At 62.4% G+C, this 16,079-nt stretch carries 13 protein-coding genes; 7 read left to right on the top strand and 6 right to left on the bottom strand.

Going from position 1 to position 16,079, the window contains the following annotated elements; all coding sequences use genetic code 11:
• Positions 1-49: 49 nt before the first annotated feature.
• Both AAFO90_RS15615 and carB read right to left on the bottom strand, forming a co-directional pair.
• Positions 50-1,870, bottom strand: coding sequence for an alpha/beta fold hydrolase (locus AAFO90_RS15615; protein ID WP_347509961.1), 1,821 nt, complete (start codon positions 1,868-1,870; stop codon positions 50-52).
• A gap of 281 nt (positions 1,871-2,151) precedes the next feature.
• Positions 2,152-5,514 carry a carbamoyl-phosphate synthase large subunit gene (gene carB, locus AAFO90_RS15610; RefSeq protein WP_347509960.1) on the bottom strand — a complete coding sequence of 1,121 codons (3,363 nt, stop codon included), beginning with the start codon at positions 5,512-5,514 and terminating at the stop codon, positions 2,152-2,154.
• A gap of 203 nt (positions 5,515-5,717) precedes the next feature.
• On the opposite strand from carB, the gene AAFO90_RS15605 reads away from it, so the two are divergent.
• From AAFO90_RS15605 to AAFO90_RS15585, 5 genes are all read left to right on the top strand, one after another.
• On the top strand, positions 5,718-6,947 hold the full coding sequence (locus tag AAFO90_RS15605; protein ID WP_347509959.1) for an aminodeoxychorismate synthase component I: 1,230 nt from the start codon (positions 5,718-5,720) through the stop codon (positions 6,945-6,947).
• Positions 6,866-7,543, top strand: coding sequence for an aminotransferase class IV family protein (locus AAFO90_RS15600; RefSeq protein WP_347509958.1), 678 nt, complete (start codon positions 6,866-6,868; stop codon positions 7,541-7,543). The genes AAFO90_RS15605 and AAFO90_RS15600 overlap by 82 nt, the downstream gene beginning before the upstream one ends.
• A gap of 350 nt (positions 7,544-7,893) precedes the next feature.
• Complete coding sequence (aspS, locus tag AAFO90_RS15595; RefSeq protein WP_065273765.1) at positions 7,894-9,747, top strand: aspartate--tRNA ligase; 1,854 nt, start codon at positions 7,894-7,896, stop codon at positions 9,745-9,747.
• 196 nt (positions 9,748-9,943) lie between these two features.
• Positions 9,944-11,329, top strand: a complete 1,386-nt coding sequence (locus AAFO90_RS15590) for a DUF1800 domain-containing protein (RefSeq protein WP_347509957.1) — start codon at positions 9,944-9,946, stop codon at positions 11,327-11,329.
• A gap of 14 nt (positions 11,330-11,343) precedes the next feature.
• Positions 11,344-12,576 (top strand): DUF1501 domain-containing protein, encoded by a 1,233-nt coding sequence (locus AAFO90_RS15585; RefSeq protein ID WP_347509956.1) that lies wholly within the window; start codon positions 11,344-11,346, stop codon positions 12,574-12,576.
• A gap of 99 nt (positions 12,577-12,675) precedes the next feature.
• On the opposite strand, the gene AAFO90_RS15580 is transcribed toward AAFO90_RS15585, so the two are convergent.
• Both AAFO90_RS15580 and AAFO90_RS15575 read right to left on the bottom strand, forming a co-directional pair.
• Positions 12,676-12,816: a hypothetical protein gene (locus AAFO90_RS15580; protein WP_156767926.1), complete on the bottom strand. Its 141-nt coding sequence runs from the start codon at positions 12,814-12,816 to the stop codon at positions 12,676-12,678.
• A 1-nt stretch (position 12,817) separates the two neighbouring features.
• Positions 12,818-13,537 carry a response regulator gene (locus tag AAFO90_RS15575; RefSeq protein ID WP_065272932.1) on the bottom strand — a complete coding sequence of 240 codons (720 nt, stop codon included), beginning with the start codon at positions 13,535-13,537 and terminating at the stop codon, positions 12,818-12,820.
• Between the two features lie 231 nt (positions 13,538-13,768).
• Between AAFO90_RS15575 and mce the strand changes: the two genes are divergently transcribed.
• A complete protein-coding gene (gene mce, locus AAFO90_RS15570; protein WP_065272933.1) occupies positions 13,769-14,173 on the top strand; it encodes a methylmalonyl-CoA epimerase in 405 nt (134 codons plus the stop codon).
• 56 nt (positions 14,174-14,229) lie between these two features.
• Entirely contained in the window at positions 14,230-14,505 is a 276-nt protein-coding gene (locus AAFO90_RS15565) for a DUF1467 family protein (RefSeq protein WP_065272934.1), read from the top strand.
• Positions 14,506-14,563: 58 nt separating this feature from the next.
• On the opposite strand, the gene AAFO90_RS15560 is transcribed toward AAFO90_RS15565, so the two are convergent.
• Both AAFO90_RS15560 and AAFO90_RS15555 read right to left on the bottom strand, forming a co-directional pair.
• Positions 14,564-15,256, bottom strand: coding sequence for an EI24 domain-containing protein (locus tag AAFO90_RS15560; RefSeq protein WP_347509955.1), 693 nt, complete (start codon positions 15,254-15,256; stop codon positions 14,564-14,566).
• Positions 15,253-15,831, bottom strand: a complete 579-nt coding sequence (locus AAFO90_RS15555) for a nitroreductase family protein (protein WP_065272936.1) — start codon at positions 15,829-15,831, stop codon at positions 15,253-15,255. The genes AAFO90_RS15560 and AAFO90_RS15555 overlap by 4 nt, the downstream gene beginning before the upstream one ends.
• Positions 15,832-16,079 lie beyond the last annotated feature (248 nt).

Below are 16,079 nucleotides of genomic sequence, written 5' to 3'. Positions count from 1 at the left end.
CGCGCCGTGCCGCAATATCCCCCCGCTAACCCGGTCGGGGGCGGTGGCGTCACTCCATGAGCACGTAGGTGCCTGGCGCCGGGCAAAGCGCCTCTCCCATCGCGGGGGGCGCAGTGGGGTCTCCTGACCGGGTTTCAAGCCAGGCCACCCATTCCGGCCACCAGGAACCTTCCTTGCGCTCGGCAACCTCGCGCCACTCGTCGGGGGGCAGATAGCGGTCCCGGTCGCAGCTGGTGTGAACGTGATAGTGGCGCCGGGGGTGACCGGGTTCGGAAACCACACCGGCATTATGCCCGCCTTTGGTCAGCACAAATGTGACCGGGGAACTGGTTAGCGCGTCGATTTTGAACGCCGATTTCCACGGCGCCACATGATCGGTTTCGGTGCCGACGGCAAAGATCGGCAACCGCAGATCATCAAGCGACACCGGATGGCCGCCGACCTCGTATTTTCCGGTGGCCAGTTCGTTGTTCAGAAACAGCTTGCGCAGATATTCCGAGTGCATCCGGTAAGGCATCCGTGTCGCATCGGCGTTCCAGGCCATCATGTCATTGAGCTTGGGCCGCTCCCCCATCAAGTAATCCTTCTGAAGCCGCGACCAGACCAGATCGTTCGAGCGCAGCAGTTGAAAGGCGCCGGACATCTGGCCCGCATCAAGGTATCCCTGCTGCCACATCATGTCCTCCAGAAAGGCGACCTGGCTTTCGTTGATGAACAACATCAGCTCACCTGCTTCGGTGAAATCCACCTGGGTGGCAAAGAGCGTCATGCTGGCCAGCCGGTCGTCGTCATCGCGCGCCATGGCCGCAGCGGTGAGGCTGAGCAGGGTACCGCCCAGACAATAGCCCGCCGCGTGGATCTTCTTGGCGCGGGTGATGTCCTGAATCGCATCCAGCGCCGCCATCGGTCCCTTCTTGCGGTAATCGTCCAGTCCGAGATCAGCATCTTCGGATCCTGGATTGCGCCAGGAGATCATGAATACCGTGTAGCCCTGTTCGGTCAGGTATTTCACCATCGAGTTCTCGGGCGACAGATCGAGGATGTAGTATTTCATGATCCAGGCCGGAACGATCAGCAGGGGTTCGGGCTTCACCTTGTCGGTGGTGGGGTCGTATTGGATCAGCTCGATCAGATGGTTGCGGAAAACCACTTTGCCCGGGGTCACCGCCACGTTTTCCCCCACATGGAAATCCGTTTCCGGGCGGAGAGGTTTGCCGAGCAACAGTTCCTGCATGTCGTCGCGCAGATTTTCCATGCCGCGCAACAGGTTCATGCCGTTTTCGTCTTTGGTCTTTTGCAGCACTTCGGGATTGGTCAGCGGAAAATTGGCAGGCGAGACTGCGTCAAGCATCTGGCGCGCGATGAAGGACACGGCGCGTTCATCCTCGCAGCTGACGCCGCGAACGCCGGTGGTCGCCTCCTGCCACCACTCTTGCTGCAAAAGGAACGCCTGCTGAAATGCGTTGAAGGGTTGCTTCTGCCAGGCGTCATGGCTGAAGCGCCGGTCGCGGCGTGCAGGCGGGATGCAGGGTTTGACCGCGTCAGAACCAAGAGAGGTTTCAAACAAGTAGCGACCATAGTCCGCTGCCCCTGATACGGCCTTGTTCCACAGGTTCATCTGCTTGCCCGGGGACACAGCAAGATGGATCGACCAATCGCCGACAACCCGCATGATCGCCGCCGGAGAAAGACCCCCGGTCAGCTTTGCCAGTTTGGAGCGCGCTTCCTTGTCGAGCAAGTCGCCAATCTCGGCGGCGGGATCGTGCTCCGATTGCTGTGAAACCTCTGCGGGCATGGCCTCGGGCAGGGGAGCGGGGCGGTTCGGGACGTCTGTTCCCTGGCCATCGACCGCCTTGTTTTCTGTGTTCATCGCAGACACCTCAGCCGCTGACTCCAAAGAACGCGCCGGATCGCTCCGGTCATTGCTGGCACAGGGTACGCTGCGATGCAGCAAAGGCTATGATCTGAATCAACACGGCCGCCTTGATTGCGCGGGATTTTCGGGCCGTGCTTAGCGGGGTGGCAGGATCGCCCGGCAAATCAGCCCTGCACAAACAGGCGGGAGGGAACTTGTGGCACCGATGTCCGGGATGGAACGAAAAAGCCCCGGGAAAACCCGGGGCTTTGACAATTCTCTATCTGATCGTGGGATTATCCCTGCAGGCTTTTGACCTGTACGTCCCCTTCGGCCTGCGCCTTGATCGCCAGCGCGGCGGCATGGGCACCGGCGGCGGTGGTGAAGTAGGGAATCTTGTCATACAGCGCGACCGAGCGCATTTCCTTGCTGTCCTCGACCGCCTGAGCGCCTTCGGTCGTGTTCATCAACAGCTGCACATGGCCGTCTTTCAGCAGGTCTACCACGTGCGGGCGTCCCTCGTAGACCTTGTTCACCGCCTCGCAGGCCACACCGTGCCCGTCCAGCCATGCCTTGGTGCCGCCGGTGGCGACCAGGGTGAAGCCTTGTTCGATCAGGGTGCGCGCGGCCTCCAGCATTGTGGCGCCCTTGTCGGCATCCTTGATCGAGATGAAGGCACGGCCTTCCGACGGCAGCACCATCCCGGCACCCATCTGCGCCTTGAGGAAGGCGCCGGCAAAGGAGCGGTCCCAGCCCATGACTTCGCCGGTGGAGCGCATTTCAGGCCCAAGCAGCGTGTCGACACCCGGGAAACGGGCAAAGGGCAGAACGGCCTCTTTGACCGAGAACCAGGGCATGTCGGGATCGGCCAGAGTCATCGGATCGGCCATCGGCACATCGACATCATAGCCTGCATCGGGTTCATAAGGCGCCCGCTGTGGGAAGGCCGAGAGCTTCTCGCCCGCCATGACGCGCGCCGCGATCGAGGCGATGGCGCTGTCGGTGGCCTTGGCGACGAAGGGTACCGTGCGGCTGGCACGCGGGTTCACTTCGATCAGGAAGATCTCACCGTCCTTGATGGCAAACTGGATGTTCATCAGGCCGACCACGTTCAGAGCCTTCGCCAGTGCGTAGGTCTGGGTCTTTATCGCTTCGATGATGTCCTTGGACAGGGAGTAGGGCGGTAGGGAGCAGGCACTGTCACCTGAGTGAACGCCAGCCTCTTCGATGTGCTGCATGATGCCGGCCACATGCACGTCGGTGCCGTCGCAGATCGCATCCACGTCAAGTTCCACCGCACCGGCCAGATAGCTGTCGAGCAGCACCGGGCTGTCGCCGGATACCACCACCGCCTCGGCGATGTAGCGTTTCAGCTGATCCATGTCGCGCACGATCTCCATCGCGCGCCCGCCCAGCACGTAAGACGGACGGATCACCAGCGGGAAGCCAATTTCCTCTGCGATCTCAAGCGCCTGTGCGTCGGTGGAGGCAATGCCGTTATGCGGCTGTTTCAGGCCCAGCTTGTTGACCAGATCCTGGAACCGTTCGCGGTCCTCGGCCAGGTCGATGGCGTCGGGCGTGGTGCCGAGGATCGGAATGCCTTCGTCCTGCAGCGCATTGGCCAGTTTCAGCGGGGTCTGGCCACCGAACTGCACAATGACACCATGCAGGGTGCCGTTCTCTTGCTCGGCGCGCAGGATTTCCATCACGTGCTCGAACGTGAGCGGTTCGAAATACAGCCGGTCCGAGGTGTCATAGTCGGTGGACACGGTTTCCGGGTTGCAGTTGATCATGATGGTTTCATAACCAACATCGGTCAGCGCAAAACAGGCGTGACAGCAGCAGTAGTCGAACTCGATACCCTGACCGATCCGGTTCGGACCGCCGCCAAGGATGACCACCTTCTTGCGATCCGACGGGCGGGATTCGCATTCGATCTCGCCCATCATCGGCGCTTCGTAGGTGGAGTACATATAGGGGGTCTGCGCCTCGAATTCGGCGGCGCAGGTGTCGATCCGCTTGAAGACGGCGGTGACGCCCAGATTATGACGGGCGCGGCGCACATTGTCCTCGTCCCGGCCAGTCAGCGCGCCAAGGCGGGCATCGGTAAAGCCGAGCATCTTCAGCGCCCGCAACTGGTCCTCGCGCATCGGCAGGCCGTTTTTACGCACCTCGCGCTCGGCGTCGACGATCTCGCGGATGCGGGACAGGAACCAGGGGTCGAACTTGGTGACGTTCTGGATCTCGTCATCGCTCAGCCCATGGCGCATCGCCTGGGCGATGGTGCGCAGCCGGTCCGGGGTCTGCTGGCTGATTGCCTTGATCACGGCGGCCTTGTCGTCGCCGCTGGCTTCGTCCCACTGGCCGACGGTCATGCCGGGGATGGCGACCTCGTCAAAACCGGTGAGGCCCGATTCCATCGACGCCAGCGCCTTTTGCATGCTTTCGTGGATGGTACGGCCGATGGCCATGGTTTCACCCACGGATTTCATCGCGGTGGTGAGGTAGGGCTCGGAGCCGGGGAACTTCTCGAAGGCGAATTTCGGGATCTTGGTGACGACATAGTCGATGGAGGGCTCAAAGGAGGCCGGTGTCACCTTGGTGATGTCGTTGTCCAACTCGTCCAGCGTGTAGCCCACCGCCAGTTTCGCGGCGATCTTTGCAATCGGGAAACCCGTCGCCTTGGAGGCCAGCGCGGAGGAACGGCTGACCCGCGGGTTCATTTCGATCACCACCATGCGGCCATCGTCGGGGTTCACGGCCCATTGCACGTTGGAGCCGCCGGTTTCGACGCCGATCTCGCGCAGCACCTCGATCGAGGCGGTGCGCATCATCTGGTATTCCTTGTCTGTCAGAGTCAGCGCCGGGGCCACTGTGATCGAATCACCGGTGTGCACGCCCATGGGGTCGATGTTCTCGATCGAGCAGACGATGATCGCGTTGTCCGCCTTGTCGCGAACGACCTCCATCTCGTACTCTTTCCAGCCCAGAAGGCTCTCGTCGACGAGGATCTGATTGACCGGCGAAGCATCCATGCCCGAGCGGCAGTAGTGGATGTAATCTTCGCGGTTGTAGGCGACGCCGCCGCCGGTGCCGCCCAGGGTAAAGGCGGGGCGGATGATGGCGGGCAGGCCGACCTCATCGAGCGCCTCAAGCGCCAGCTGTACGCCTGCTTCCAGATCGGCCGAGCCGTTGTCGCGGGTGGGGGCGGTGATGATCGTGGCGCGCGGGTTTTCCAGACCAAGGCGATCCATCGCTTCGCGGAACAGCTTGCGGTCTTCTGCCATTTCAATGGCTTCGCGCTTGGCGCCGATCATTTCGACGCCGTATTTCTCAAGCACGCCCATCTCTTCGAGCGCCAGCGAGGTGTTGAGACCCGTCTGTCCGCCCATGGTCGGAAGCAGCGCATCGGGGCGTTCTTTTTCGATGATCTTGGCCACCACTTCGGGCGTGATCGGCTCAATATAGGTCGCATCGGCGAGACCCGGATCGGTCATGATGGTGGCCGGGTTGGAGTTCACCAGGATGACCCGGTAGCCCTCTTCACGCAGCGCCTTGCAGGCCTGTGCGCCGGAATAATCGAATTCGCAGGCCTGGCCGATGATGATCGGTCCCGCACCAATGATCATGATCGACTGGATGTCGGTTCTTTTTGGCATGGCCTAGCTTCCTTTGATTGTGGGTGCGGAATATGGGTCGAGTCACCGGGCGCCCCCATGCGCCCAAATTGTCCTGCGTTATAGGGACCGCGCCGAAAGGTTCAAGGGGGATCGGAAACGGATCGGAAAATGCCGCATCCACCCCCTTTGTGCGCATTGCGAACGCATATATGAGGAGGCGAGAGCTTTAGGAGACAGATCCCGTGCGGATTCGCTTTGATCAGGGGCCCATGGGGGCCGGGACGTGTTTCGATCAGCCGCTGCGCGTGGTCCGTGCGGACGAGGCAGACCAGGTGCCCGCGGCGCTGGCGGCGCTCGATGCGGTGCGGCGGGCCGGGCATTGGCTGGCGGGCTATGCCACGTATGAACTGGGCTATGCGCTGGAGCCAAAGCTGGCGAACCGGATGCCGGATGGGCGGCGGCTGCCGTTGATCTGTTTCGGGGTCTATGAGGAGCCGCAGCAACTGGACATTGAGGGCAGCGCCCGTCCGCGGGCGCAAAGCGAAGCGCCCACCCGGGGGGGCGGACGGGCGCTGCCCGGCGTGCTGCCGGGCGGAGCTGGGCTTGGGGATATCACGCCACGCTGGAGCTATGTTCGCTACGCCGAGGCCTTCGCCGAGGTGAACCGCAACATCGGCAAGGGCGACATCTATCAGGCCAACCTGACCTTTCCCATCGATGCAGAGGCCCATGACAGCGCAGAGGCGCTTTATGCCGCGCTGCAGGCAAGGCAGACAGTGGGCCACGGCGTGCTGGTCGAACAGGACGGGCTGCCGGACCTTCTGTCGCGCTCGCCCGAGCTGTTCTTCCGCACCGACGCCCCGGGCCTCATAGAAACGCGCCCGATGAAAGGTACCCAGCCGCGCAGCGACGATCCGGTGGAGGACGCGCGCTGCCGCGATTTCCTGCGTCAGGACGAAAAGAACCGGGCCGAGAACCTGATGATCGTCGATCTTCTGCGCAATGACATCAGCCGCGTGGCGGAGACCGGATCGGTGCATGTGCCGGAACTGTTCGCGGTCGAGAGCTACGCCACCGTGCATCAGATGGTGTCGTTGGTACGGGCGCGGCTGCGCCCGGATGCCGGGCTGGCAGAGATCTTCGCGGCGTTGTTCCCCTGCGGGTCGATCACCGGCGCCCCCAAGATCCGCGCGATGGAGATCCTTGCGGATCTGGAACCCTGGCCGCGTGACATCTACTGCGGCACTATCGGCTGGGCCGCCCCGGATGGCGCCTCGTCGTTCAATGTTGCAATCCGTACGGTGATGCTGGAGGACGGCCGGGCAACACTGAACGTGGGCGGCGGAGTGGTCTGGGACAGCACCGCCACATCAGAATATGAGGAAGCGCTATGGAAAGCCCGGTTCGCCCAGATGACGCAACCTGCGACACCACCAGTGACACCATCAAGGGTGATCCCGCTTTCCGCCTGATCGAAACGCTGGGCTGGTATCCGGGCGAGGGTGGGCGGCACCAGCCTCGTCATCTGGCCCGTATGAGGCGCAGCGCGGCGGCGTTTGGCATTCCCTTCGATCCCGGGCATTCCGAGGCGATGTTGGCAGAAATCGTCAGTGATACACCGCTGCGTTGCCGCCTGACGCTCGACGTGGAGGGGCGATTTGACATGACCACTGCGCCACTGGGGAAACCTGCAGCAGAGTGGCGGCTGGGCATCGCAGACATCCGACTTGATGCCGACGACCCGTGGCTACGGCACAAGACCACCCGCCGCGCGTTTTATGACAGCGCCCGGGCAGCTCTGTCGGCAGGCATCGACGAGCTGGTTTTCCTCAATCAGCGCGCTGAGGTTTGCGAAGGCACTATTACCAATATCTTTGTGACGCTTGCAGGTGGGCAGGTGGTGACGCCGCCGCTCGGCTGCGGCCTTCTGCCGGGCATCCTGCGGCAGGAAATGTTGGAGCGCGGTCTATGCGCCGAGGCGGTGCTGAGCCTTGAGGACCTGAAGGGGGCGCAATCCATTCTTATGGGCAATTCCCTGCGCGGGTTGATCCCGGCCAAGCTGGTCTGAAACTGATCTGAAAAGGGCGGGGGCGCTCCCGCGGACCAGAGCCCCTGGCGAGTGCCAGCGGCCCTTTGCCCTTGGGCCCGGCGGCGCGCCGAGCGGCGCGCCACGCCCAACTCGTCTGGCCGGATCGCGCAGCGATGGGGCGCAGAGGGGGCGGGAGCCTTTGCGCCGACGTGGCGAGAGGGCAAAAACGGGCATCTGACGGGGCGAATGCGCCCTGTTTGCTTGACAAGAGAGCCGCAACCTAGTGTACCAGCCCGGACGAATTCCGCGCCGCTTTGGCGCATATCCCGATTGATGGTCCGCCCGGACAGATGCCCCGAGAGACGACCCGCGACACGAAAGGTCAGCCAATGCACGCATACCGCAGCCATACCTGCGCCGAACTGAACAAATCCAACGTGGGCGATACCGTGCGCCTGTCTGGCTGGGTCCACCGGGTCCGCGACCACGGCGGCCTGCTGTTCATCGACCTGCGCGACCACTATGGCATCACCCAGGTCATGGCTGACCCCGATAGCCCGGTCTTTGCGGAGATCGAAAAAGTGCGTTCGGAATGGTGTATCCGCATCGATGGCAATGTGCTGGCGCGCGACGAAAGCCTGGTGAACCCGAAGATCCCTACCGGCGAGATCGAAGTCTTCATCCGCGATATCGAGGTTCTCGGCAAAGCCGAGGAACTGCCGCTTATGGTCTTTGGCGAGCAGGAATACCCCGAGGAAACTCGCCTGCGCTATCGCTACCTCGACCTGCGCCGCGAGAAGATGCAGAACAACATGGTTCTGCGCTCGAACATGATCCAGTCGATCCGCAAGCGCATGTGGGACAAGGGGTTCAACGAATACCAGACCCCGATCATCACCGCGTCGTCGCCCGAAGGCGCGCGCGACTTCCTGGTGCCCTCCCGTCTGCACCCCGGCAAGTTCTACGCCCTGCCGCAGGCGCCGCAGCAGTTCAAGCAGCTGATGATGGTCTCGGGTTTTGACAAATATTTCCAGATCGCGCCCTGTTTCCGGGACGAGGATCCGCGGGCTGATCGCTCGCCCACCGATTTCTACCAGCTCGATATGGAAATGTCCTTTGTCACCCAGCAGGATGTCTTTGACACCATCCAGCCGGTGATGCAGGGCGTGTTCGAGGAATTCGGCGGTGGTCGCAAGGTCGACAGCGAATGGCCGCAGATTTCCTACAAGGATGCCGCCAAGTGGTATGGCACCGACAAGCCGGACCTGCGCAACCCGATCAAGATGCAGGATTGCTCGGAACATTTCCGCGGCTCCGGCTTTGCCATCTTCGCCAAACTGCTGGAGCAGGAAGGCACCGAAGTGCGCGCCATCCCGGCGCCCACAGGCGGTAGCCGCAAGTTCTGCGACCGCATGAACAAATTCGCCCAGCAGGAAGGTCTGCCGGGCATGGGCTATATCTTCTGGCGCAAGCAGTCGGCGGATTCCATCGCGCAGGAGCAGGGCATTTCCGTCAAGGAAGTCAACGCCAAGATCAAGGCGGGCGAGATCGTTCTGGGCAATGAGGCCGCCGGTCCGCTGGCCAAGAACATCGGCCCCGAGCGCACCGAGGCGATCCGCCAGCAGCTGGGTCTCGACGTGGGCGATGCGGCCTTCTTCCTGGGCGGCAAGCCCAAATCCTTTGAAAGCGTTGCAGGCCGCGCCCGCACTGTCATCGGCGAAGAACTGGGTCTCATCGACAAGGACCGTTTCGCCTTTGCCTGGATCGTTGACTTTCCGATCTACGAGGCAGACGAGGAAACTGGCAAGATCGACTTCGAGCACAACCCCTTCTCCATGCCGCAAGGCGGGATGGAAGCACTGGAGGGCGACCCGCTCAAGGTGCTCGGCTATCAGTATGACCTCGCCTGCAACGGTTACGAGCTGGTCTCGGGCGCGATCCGGAACCATAAGCCGGAAATCATGTTCAAGGCCTTCGAAATTGCCGGCTATGGCAAGGAGGAGGTCGAGAAGCGCTTTGGCGGCATGGTCAACGCCTTCCAATATGGTGCCCCGCCGCACGGTGGCTGCGCTGCTGGTATCGACCGCATGGTGATGCTGCTGGCGGATGAGGCCAACATTCGCGAGGTCATCATGTTCCCGATGAACCAGCGCGCTGAAGATCTGATGATGTCGGCCCCGTCCGAGCCGATGTCGGAGCAGCTGATGGAACTGGGACTGCGCGTCATTCCGCAGGATCAGTAAGGCCTAAGGGCCTTGACCAAGACAATTCAAAAAGCTCGGAGCATGGTCTCCGGGCTTTTTTGTTCCTGCTGCGACGGAACCGGCAAATCCTCGCGTATCAAAAAGTGATGGGTGTGGGTGCCATGGAGGTTCTGGCCTACTGTGGAGATCAAGACCTGTTGATCCCGAAATGAAAATGGGGCCGGAGCAATGACAGATGCGGTTTGATCCTGAACTGGCCGAGATCCGGTTTGGCTGCGGGTTGTCACCCCGGCTGGCACCGCCGCAATCGCCCGAGGCGATGTTGCAGCGCCTGACCGGCGCCGATGAGATGGCGCGCGCCTATCCGGTGCAGGATTTTGATGCGGCCTTTGCCGATTCAGTGACGTTTCAGGCGCTCGCAAGAGAACGGCGCAAGCTGCGCGGTCAGCCGGAGTATGAGGCGGCGGACGCGCGCTACCGCACCTTTCGGCAGCAGAAACGAACGGACCGTTTGCAAAATTTTGCCCAGCGGCTGCTGCGTTACGCCGATACGTCTGACGGCCTGCGGGAGCGGCTGACCCTGTTCTGGTCGGATCATTTCACCGCCAAGGGGCGGCGGGGTGCCTTTCGGCATCTGGCAACCCCCTATGCCGAGACCGCGATCCGCCCTCATGTTCCGGGCCGGTTCGAAGATCTGCTGATCGCAGTGGTGACCAGCCCGCTGATGCTGCATTATCTGGATCAGAACAGTTCGGTCGGGCCGAACAGTCCTGTCGCGCAGCGGCGCAAACGTAGTGCCGGTCTCAATGAAAACCTTGCCCGTGAGGTGCTGGAATTGCACACGCTGGGGGTGGATGGCCCCTATAGTCAGAAGGATGTGCGGCAATTGGCAGAGCTCTTTACCGGCCTCAGTTTCAATCGCAAAGAAGGGTTTAACTTCCGCCCAGGCCTGGCAGAGCCCGACAGCGAGCAGGTACTTGGCCGCTCCTATGGCGCAGAGAAAGGGCGGTTGGAGCCGGTGCTGCAGGCGATGCGTGATCTCGCGCGTCATCCGGCCACGGCCCGGCACATTGCCCGCAAACTGGCGGTGCATTTCACCTCGGACCAGCCGGACGCGGATCTGGTTGAGCATGTGGCAGAGCGGTTCCGTCAGTCTGGTGGTTACCTGCCGGATGTCTACGCCGCCTTGCTGGAGCATCCCGCCGCCTGGGCGCCGGAGCTGCGCAATGTAAAGCCGCCCTTTGATTTCGTGGCGTCGGCCTGCCGGGCGCTGCCGGTGGACGCAGACCGGGTGACGGGGTTCAAGCGCGGGCAGCTCAATCGGATTTTTGCGGCGCCGCTGACGCTGATGGGACAGAAATGGGAAGATCCTGCCGGGCCGGATGGCTGGAGCGAGGATGATGCCGCCTGGATCACGCCGCAGGGCCTGTCGGCCCGCCTGCGCTGGGCTTTTGCGGCGCCGCAGCGGCTAGTGGCCGATCTTCCCGATCCACGCGGATTTGCCGGAACGACCCTGGGCAGTTTTGCCGATGGCAAGGTCCTGTTTGCCGTCTCGGCAGCCGAAACCCGGGCCGAAGGGGTCGCTCTGGTGCTGAGCGCCCCGGCCTTTCAGCGCCGTTAGCAGGAGGATTGATCATGAGACATTCCCGGAGAAGCTTCCTTGCACGCGGCGCTGCGCTTGGCTGTTCGCTGGCCGCCAGCCCGCTGCTGACGCCGGTCAGCTTTGCCTCGGCCCCCTGGGACCGGCGGCTGGTGGTGATCATCCTGCGCGGCGGCATGGACGCGCTGGACGTGGTGCAGCCCTATGGCGATCCGGCCTATGCCGCTCTGCGGCAGAAACTGCGCGGCGGCCCGGACCATGGAGGTTTGGACTTGGATGGGTTCTTTGCCCTGCATCCGGCCCTGTCGCCGCTGATGCCGCTGTGGCGGTCCGAGGAGTTGGCCTTTGTTCACGCGGTGTCGACACCTTACCGGGACAAGCGAAGCCATTTCGATGGTCAGGACCTGCTGGAGGCGGGCACGCCTGGGCTGGAACAGGCGCGCGACGGCTGGTTGAACCGCTTGTTGCAGCAGCAAAGCGGGATCGAGGCGCGCACCGCTTTTGCCCTGGGGCAGGGAGAGATGAAGCTTCTGAATGGTGCGGCGCCTGTGGCGGACTGGTCTCCGGATGCCGCTCTGATGATGAGCCCGCAGGCCGAACGTCTGGTCGGGCTGCTGATGGAGGATGATGCGCTGTTTCACGGCGCCTTGTCCGAGGCGCTGGAGCTTTCCCGCGAGGCGCCGGGGCTGCCGCTGTCTGGCGAGGACGACATGCAGGGCGGGCAGATGGGCATGGCGGGTGGTATGACCATGCCGGTACCGACCCGGGGCGAGGCACATCTGAAGATCGCGGCCTACGCAGCGCAGCAATTGCGCGCCGATACTCGCATTGCGGCCTTTTCGATCAATGGGTGGGATACCCACAACCGGCAGGACAGGGCGTTGAAATCGGCGCTGGGCCGGTTGTCCGACACCGTGCTGGAGTTAAAGGCCGGTGTCGGCGCCGATGTCTGGGACAAGACGGCGGTGGTCGCGATGACGGAATTTGGTCGCACAGCGCGGGAGAACGGCACCGGTGGCACCGATCACGGAACCGGTGGCGCGATGCTGCTGGCGGGAGGGGCGATCCGCGGCGGCCGGATCTACGGGCGCTGGCCGGGGTTGGAGGAAGCCGCGCTCTATGACCGGCGTGACCTGATGCCGACGGCGGACGTGCGTGCACCCGCGGCCTGGATCCTGCGCGGCCTGACCGGGGTAGGGGTGGCCGATTTGGAGCAAACCGTGTTTCCGGGGCTGCGGATGGAGGAAGATCTTGGCCTGCTGCGGTGACCCTGAAGGGTGCGCCGCGCTGGTCGGGTCAAAAGGATAGAACCGCTTCAGGCGGCGATAGCGGCCCCGGGGTCCGGGGCCTGTTTCGCCGTGCAGAGGTCAATGCTCGTGGCGGTAGATAACCATCGGTTCCCGCGTGTTGCGATCGCGGTTCTGGCGGATTTCGCGGGCAGCTTGGCGCGCTTGCAGATAGAGCACGATGGCCAGCGTGGCCGAGCCGATCAGAATGACTTCGAGCATATCAGATCGCGATTTTCCGTTCGAGACGTTCCTGCACCATTCCCGCCAGCATTGCTGTATCCGGGCCGATGGGGCGGCCAGCCATGCGGGCCTGGGCAAGGCTTGCCGCGGCATTGGCGAGCGGCTTGTCGCCTGCACTGCGTGCGACACCGCCAATGAACTGCGTCAGATAGTCCAGCGTGTTGCCTTCATGGTCTTCGTTCAGAACATCTGCCGCATGGGCCATATCGTCCTGAAAGGCGAGGAAATCCGGCTCGATGGTTTCATCCGACAGGTCCTGCAGGCTGGCGGGCTGCCGGTCGGCGGGCAGGCGCGACAGAATCGCATGCTGGAATGCCGCAAGTGAGGTGATCGGCTTGGCGAGGAAGCCGTCGGCGCCAGCCTTGAGCGTCTCTTCTTCAAGGCTTTCGTCGCCGGAAATGCCAAGGATGACGGAAACCCGCGGTGATCCCTGATTGATCTCGGCGATCAGTTCAGTTCCGGAGCCATCCGGTAGCCCCACATCGGCAATCACGACGGAAGGGCGGTATTCCTTCAGGTGTCGGCGGGCGGATTTCAGGCAATCGGCGCGCCGGATACGGGCACCGCTGCGCAAACAGAGCAGGCGCAGCGCTTCGCAGGCAAAGCGACTGTCCTCGACCACCAGAATGGTCAAACCAAGAAGAGGGCGCCGTTTCGTCGGGAGACGGTGGGCGGCTGCAAACAGTTCCGAATCGTCCATTACTCATACTCCTTGCGGGATACTGACTGACGCTATGGATTTGAGGCTAATTAGAGGTTAACGCGATGCAGGAGATGCCAAGGCTGCGGGTTTTCCCCATGATTGTCTGCGGTTGCCCGGTGTTCTCTGCAGCCGCCCGGTAGCGCGCGCCGTGCGCATTGGCGCACTTGCCCCCATTGGCTGGTCTCAGCATAAGGAAGTCGAACAGGATTTGAGAGGAGAATACACATCATGATCGGTCGTTTGAACCATGTCGCGATTGCCGTGCCCGACCTTGAGGCGGCCTCGGCTCAGTACCGTGATGCGTTGGGCGCCAAGGTCGGCGCACCGCAGGATGAGCCCGATCATGGTGTCACAGTTGTCTTCATAGAGCTGCCCAACACCAAGATTGAGCTGCTTTACCCGCTGGGGGATGACTCGCCCATCAATGGCTTCCTGGAAAAGAACCCCGCTGGTGGCATTCACCACGTCTGCTACGAGGTTGAGGACATTCTGGCTGCGCGGGATCACCTGAAGGCGCAGGGCGCGCGGGTTCTGGGCTCTGGCGAGCCGAAGATCGGTGCCCATGGCAAGCCAGTTCTTTTCCTGCACCCCAAAGATTTCAACGGTTGCCTGGTGGAACTGGAGCAGGTTTGAGGCTACCTGAGGCCAGCGCCGGACGTCGGCGCGCGGATATACAATAAAGGTGCGCTATGGGAATTACATCGGGACTGGTGCTTTATGCGGTGATCTGGTTCATGACCTTCCTGATCGTCATTCCGATCCGGCTTGAGACACAAGGTGACAAGGGGGAGATCGTGCCCGGCACCCATGCCGGCGCGCCCGAAAACCATTATCTGAAGCAGAAGGCGGTGATCACCACCATCGCGGCCTTCGTGATCTGGGCCATCGTGGCAGGAATAATCCTGTCCGGAGTGATCAGCGTGAATGATTTCGATTGGTTCGACCGGCTGCCCGATCCAAAATAGCGCCTCTTGAGAAAACGCGGCCCGGGGGGATGCCCCCGGACCGTTGATCTGTTCGCCGTCAGACCCTGCGCCACAGGCTGTGGAATATATGGGTGAAGGTGGCCGCGCCCAGGATCGGGATCACCAGGTTCACCAGCGGCACTGACAGCGGCATCGCCATCAACGTGCCTGCGATCCAAATGGTTCCCATGTGCTTGCGCCGCATCTTGCGGGCCTCGGGCATTCCGATGCGTCTGGCGGCGGCCAGGGTGAAGTATTCCCGGCCCAGAAAGAACCCGTTCAGCCCCCAGAAAATGAACATCGCGATGGGCGGGAACATCAGATAAAGCACCAGCGCCAGCAGGTTCGCGGCGATCAGCACGCCAAGGAAATTGACCGTGTCGCGCAGCGCCTCCACGATCGTTGGATCAGAGACAGGGGGGAGCTGAGGGAAATGCTTGTCCTCAACCGCCTGTGCCACCTGATCCAGAAACATCGAAGTGATGGCCGAGGCGACCGGGACCATCAGAAATACCGACAGTCCCATCATCAGAAGGATCGACCCGAAGGACAGGATATCGTCCAGCCACGTCACCTCCCCGAACAGGGGCAGGGTGACCTGTGGGCCGACCAGCCACTGCACCAGAAAGAAGAACAGCACATATGTGGCGATCAGCAGCGCAAAGGTCAGACCGACACCCAAAAACAGAACCCTGCGAAAGCGCGGATCGCCGGTCTGGGCCAGAGTCTTGAAAAAAGCGTCAAAGATCATGTGCTGATCCAGCTGGTGATGCGCTCCAGATCCGGGCGCGGGCGTTCCGGCGGCTTGGTACCTTCGGTGGCAATATGGATGAAGCCGGCGATGCGTTCGTGCGGCGCCAGCGACAGGGCCTCTTCGCAGAACTGGCGGTCGTGGCTGACCCAGCCAGAGAGCCAATTCGCCCCCCATCCGGCCGCCAGCGCCGCATTGAGCAGCGCAAGGCAGACAGCGCCCGCGGAATAGGTTTGTTCGATGGCCGGGATCTTGGGGCTGTCGGTCTGCACCTCGATCACCGCGACGGCCAGTTGGCCAAGCTCGAACTGGCTGCGCCCCTTGGCGATATCCTCGGGCGATTTTCCCAGCCGCTCACCTGCGGCTGTGGTTAGCTCTGCAAGCCGTCCCATGGCGGGTTTTTCGATGACGATGAAGCGCCAGGGCTCCAGCTTGCCGTGATCGGGCGTGCGGGCGGCGGCGGTCAGCAGAACCTGCAACTCGTCCCGGCTGGGGACCGGTGCGACCAACGTCTTCGCGGGGCGGGAGCGGCGGTTCAGAAGGAAATCAAGGGCGGCAGCATTCTGTTCTGGCATATGTGAAACCTTTTTACATCAAGGTTTTATATGCTGGCTGGCGCGTGTTTTTCAAGGGGCGGTTCGGTGATTATCGCGGCGCGCGGTGCGGCAACAATTATTCCCAGACCATGCGCTGGCCGCTGAGAGCCCGATTTGAAACTAATTGAGTGAGTTCAGGAGGTTGTGTTTCTGTTCGGGTACGACACTGAACGGAGACCACGATGGCCTGGACCGAACTCACCCGCAGCCAGCATGCCCGTGAGGGC

It is taken from the genome of Phaeobacter sp. CAU 1743, assembly GCF_039839315.1.
GTDB lineage: Bacteria > Pseudomonadota > Alphaproteobacteria > Rhodobacterales > Rhodobacteraceae > Phycobacter > Phycobacter gallaeciensis_A.
The sequence above is the reverse complement of the archived record's forward strand: the minus strand, read 5'-3'. Positions and strand labels throughout refer to the sequence as shown.

Bases quoted from the DNA above. Each gene is read 5' to 3' on its own strand.
- AAFO90_RS15585 (WP_347509956.1), top strand. From the start codon at position 11,344: ATGAGACATTCCCGGAGAAGCTTCCTTGCACGCGGCGCTGCGCTTGGC.
- mce (WP_065272933.1), top strand. From the start codon at position 13,769: ATGATCGGTCGTTTGAACCATGTCGCGATTGCCGTGCCCGACCTTGAG.
- AAFO90_RS15615 (WP_347509961.1), bottom strand. From the start codon at position 1,870: ATGAACACAGAAAACAAGGCGGTCGATGGCCAGGGAACAGACGTCCCG.
- AAFO90_RS15555 (WP_065272936.1), bottom strand. From the start codon at position 15,831: ATGCCAGAACAGAATGCTGCCGCCCTTGATTTCCTTCTGAACCGCCGC.
- aspS (WP_065273765.1), top strand. From the start codon at position 7,894: ATGCACGCATACCGCAGCCATACCTGCGCCGAACTGAACAAATCCAAC.
- AAFO90_RS15580 (WP_156767926.1), bottom strand. From the start codon at position 12,816: ATGCTCGAAGTCATTCTGATCGGCTCGGCCACGCTGGCCATCGTGCTC.
- AAFO90_RS15565 (WP_065272934.1), top strand. From the start codon at position 14,230: ATGGGAATTACATCGGGACTGGTGCTTTATGCGGTGATCTGGTTCATG.
- carB (WP_347509960.1), bottom strand. From the start codon at position 5,514: ATGCCAAAAAGAACCGACATCCAGTCGATCATGATCATTGGTGCGGGA.
- AAFO90_RS15590 (WP_347509957.1), top strand. From the start codon at position 9,944: ATGCGGTTTGATCCTGAACTGGCCGAGATCCGGTTTGGCTGCGGGTTG.
- AAFO90_RS15575 (WP_065272932.1), bottom strand. From the start codon at position 13,537: ATGGACGATTCGGAACTGTTTGCAGCCGCCCACCGTCTCCCGACGAAA.
- AAFO90_RS15600 (WP_347509958.1), top strand. From the start codon at position 6,866: ATGGAAAGCCCGGTTCGCCCAGATGACGCAACCTGCGACACCACCAGT.
- AAFO90_RS15560 (WP_347509955.1), bottom strand. From the start codon at position 15,256: ATGATCTTTGACGCTTTTTTCAAGACTCTGGCCCAGACCGGCGATCCG.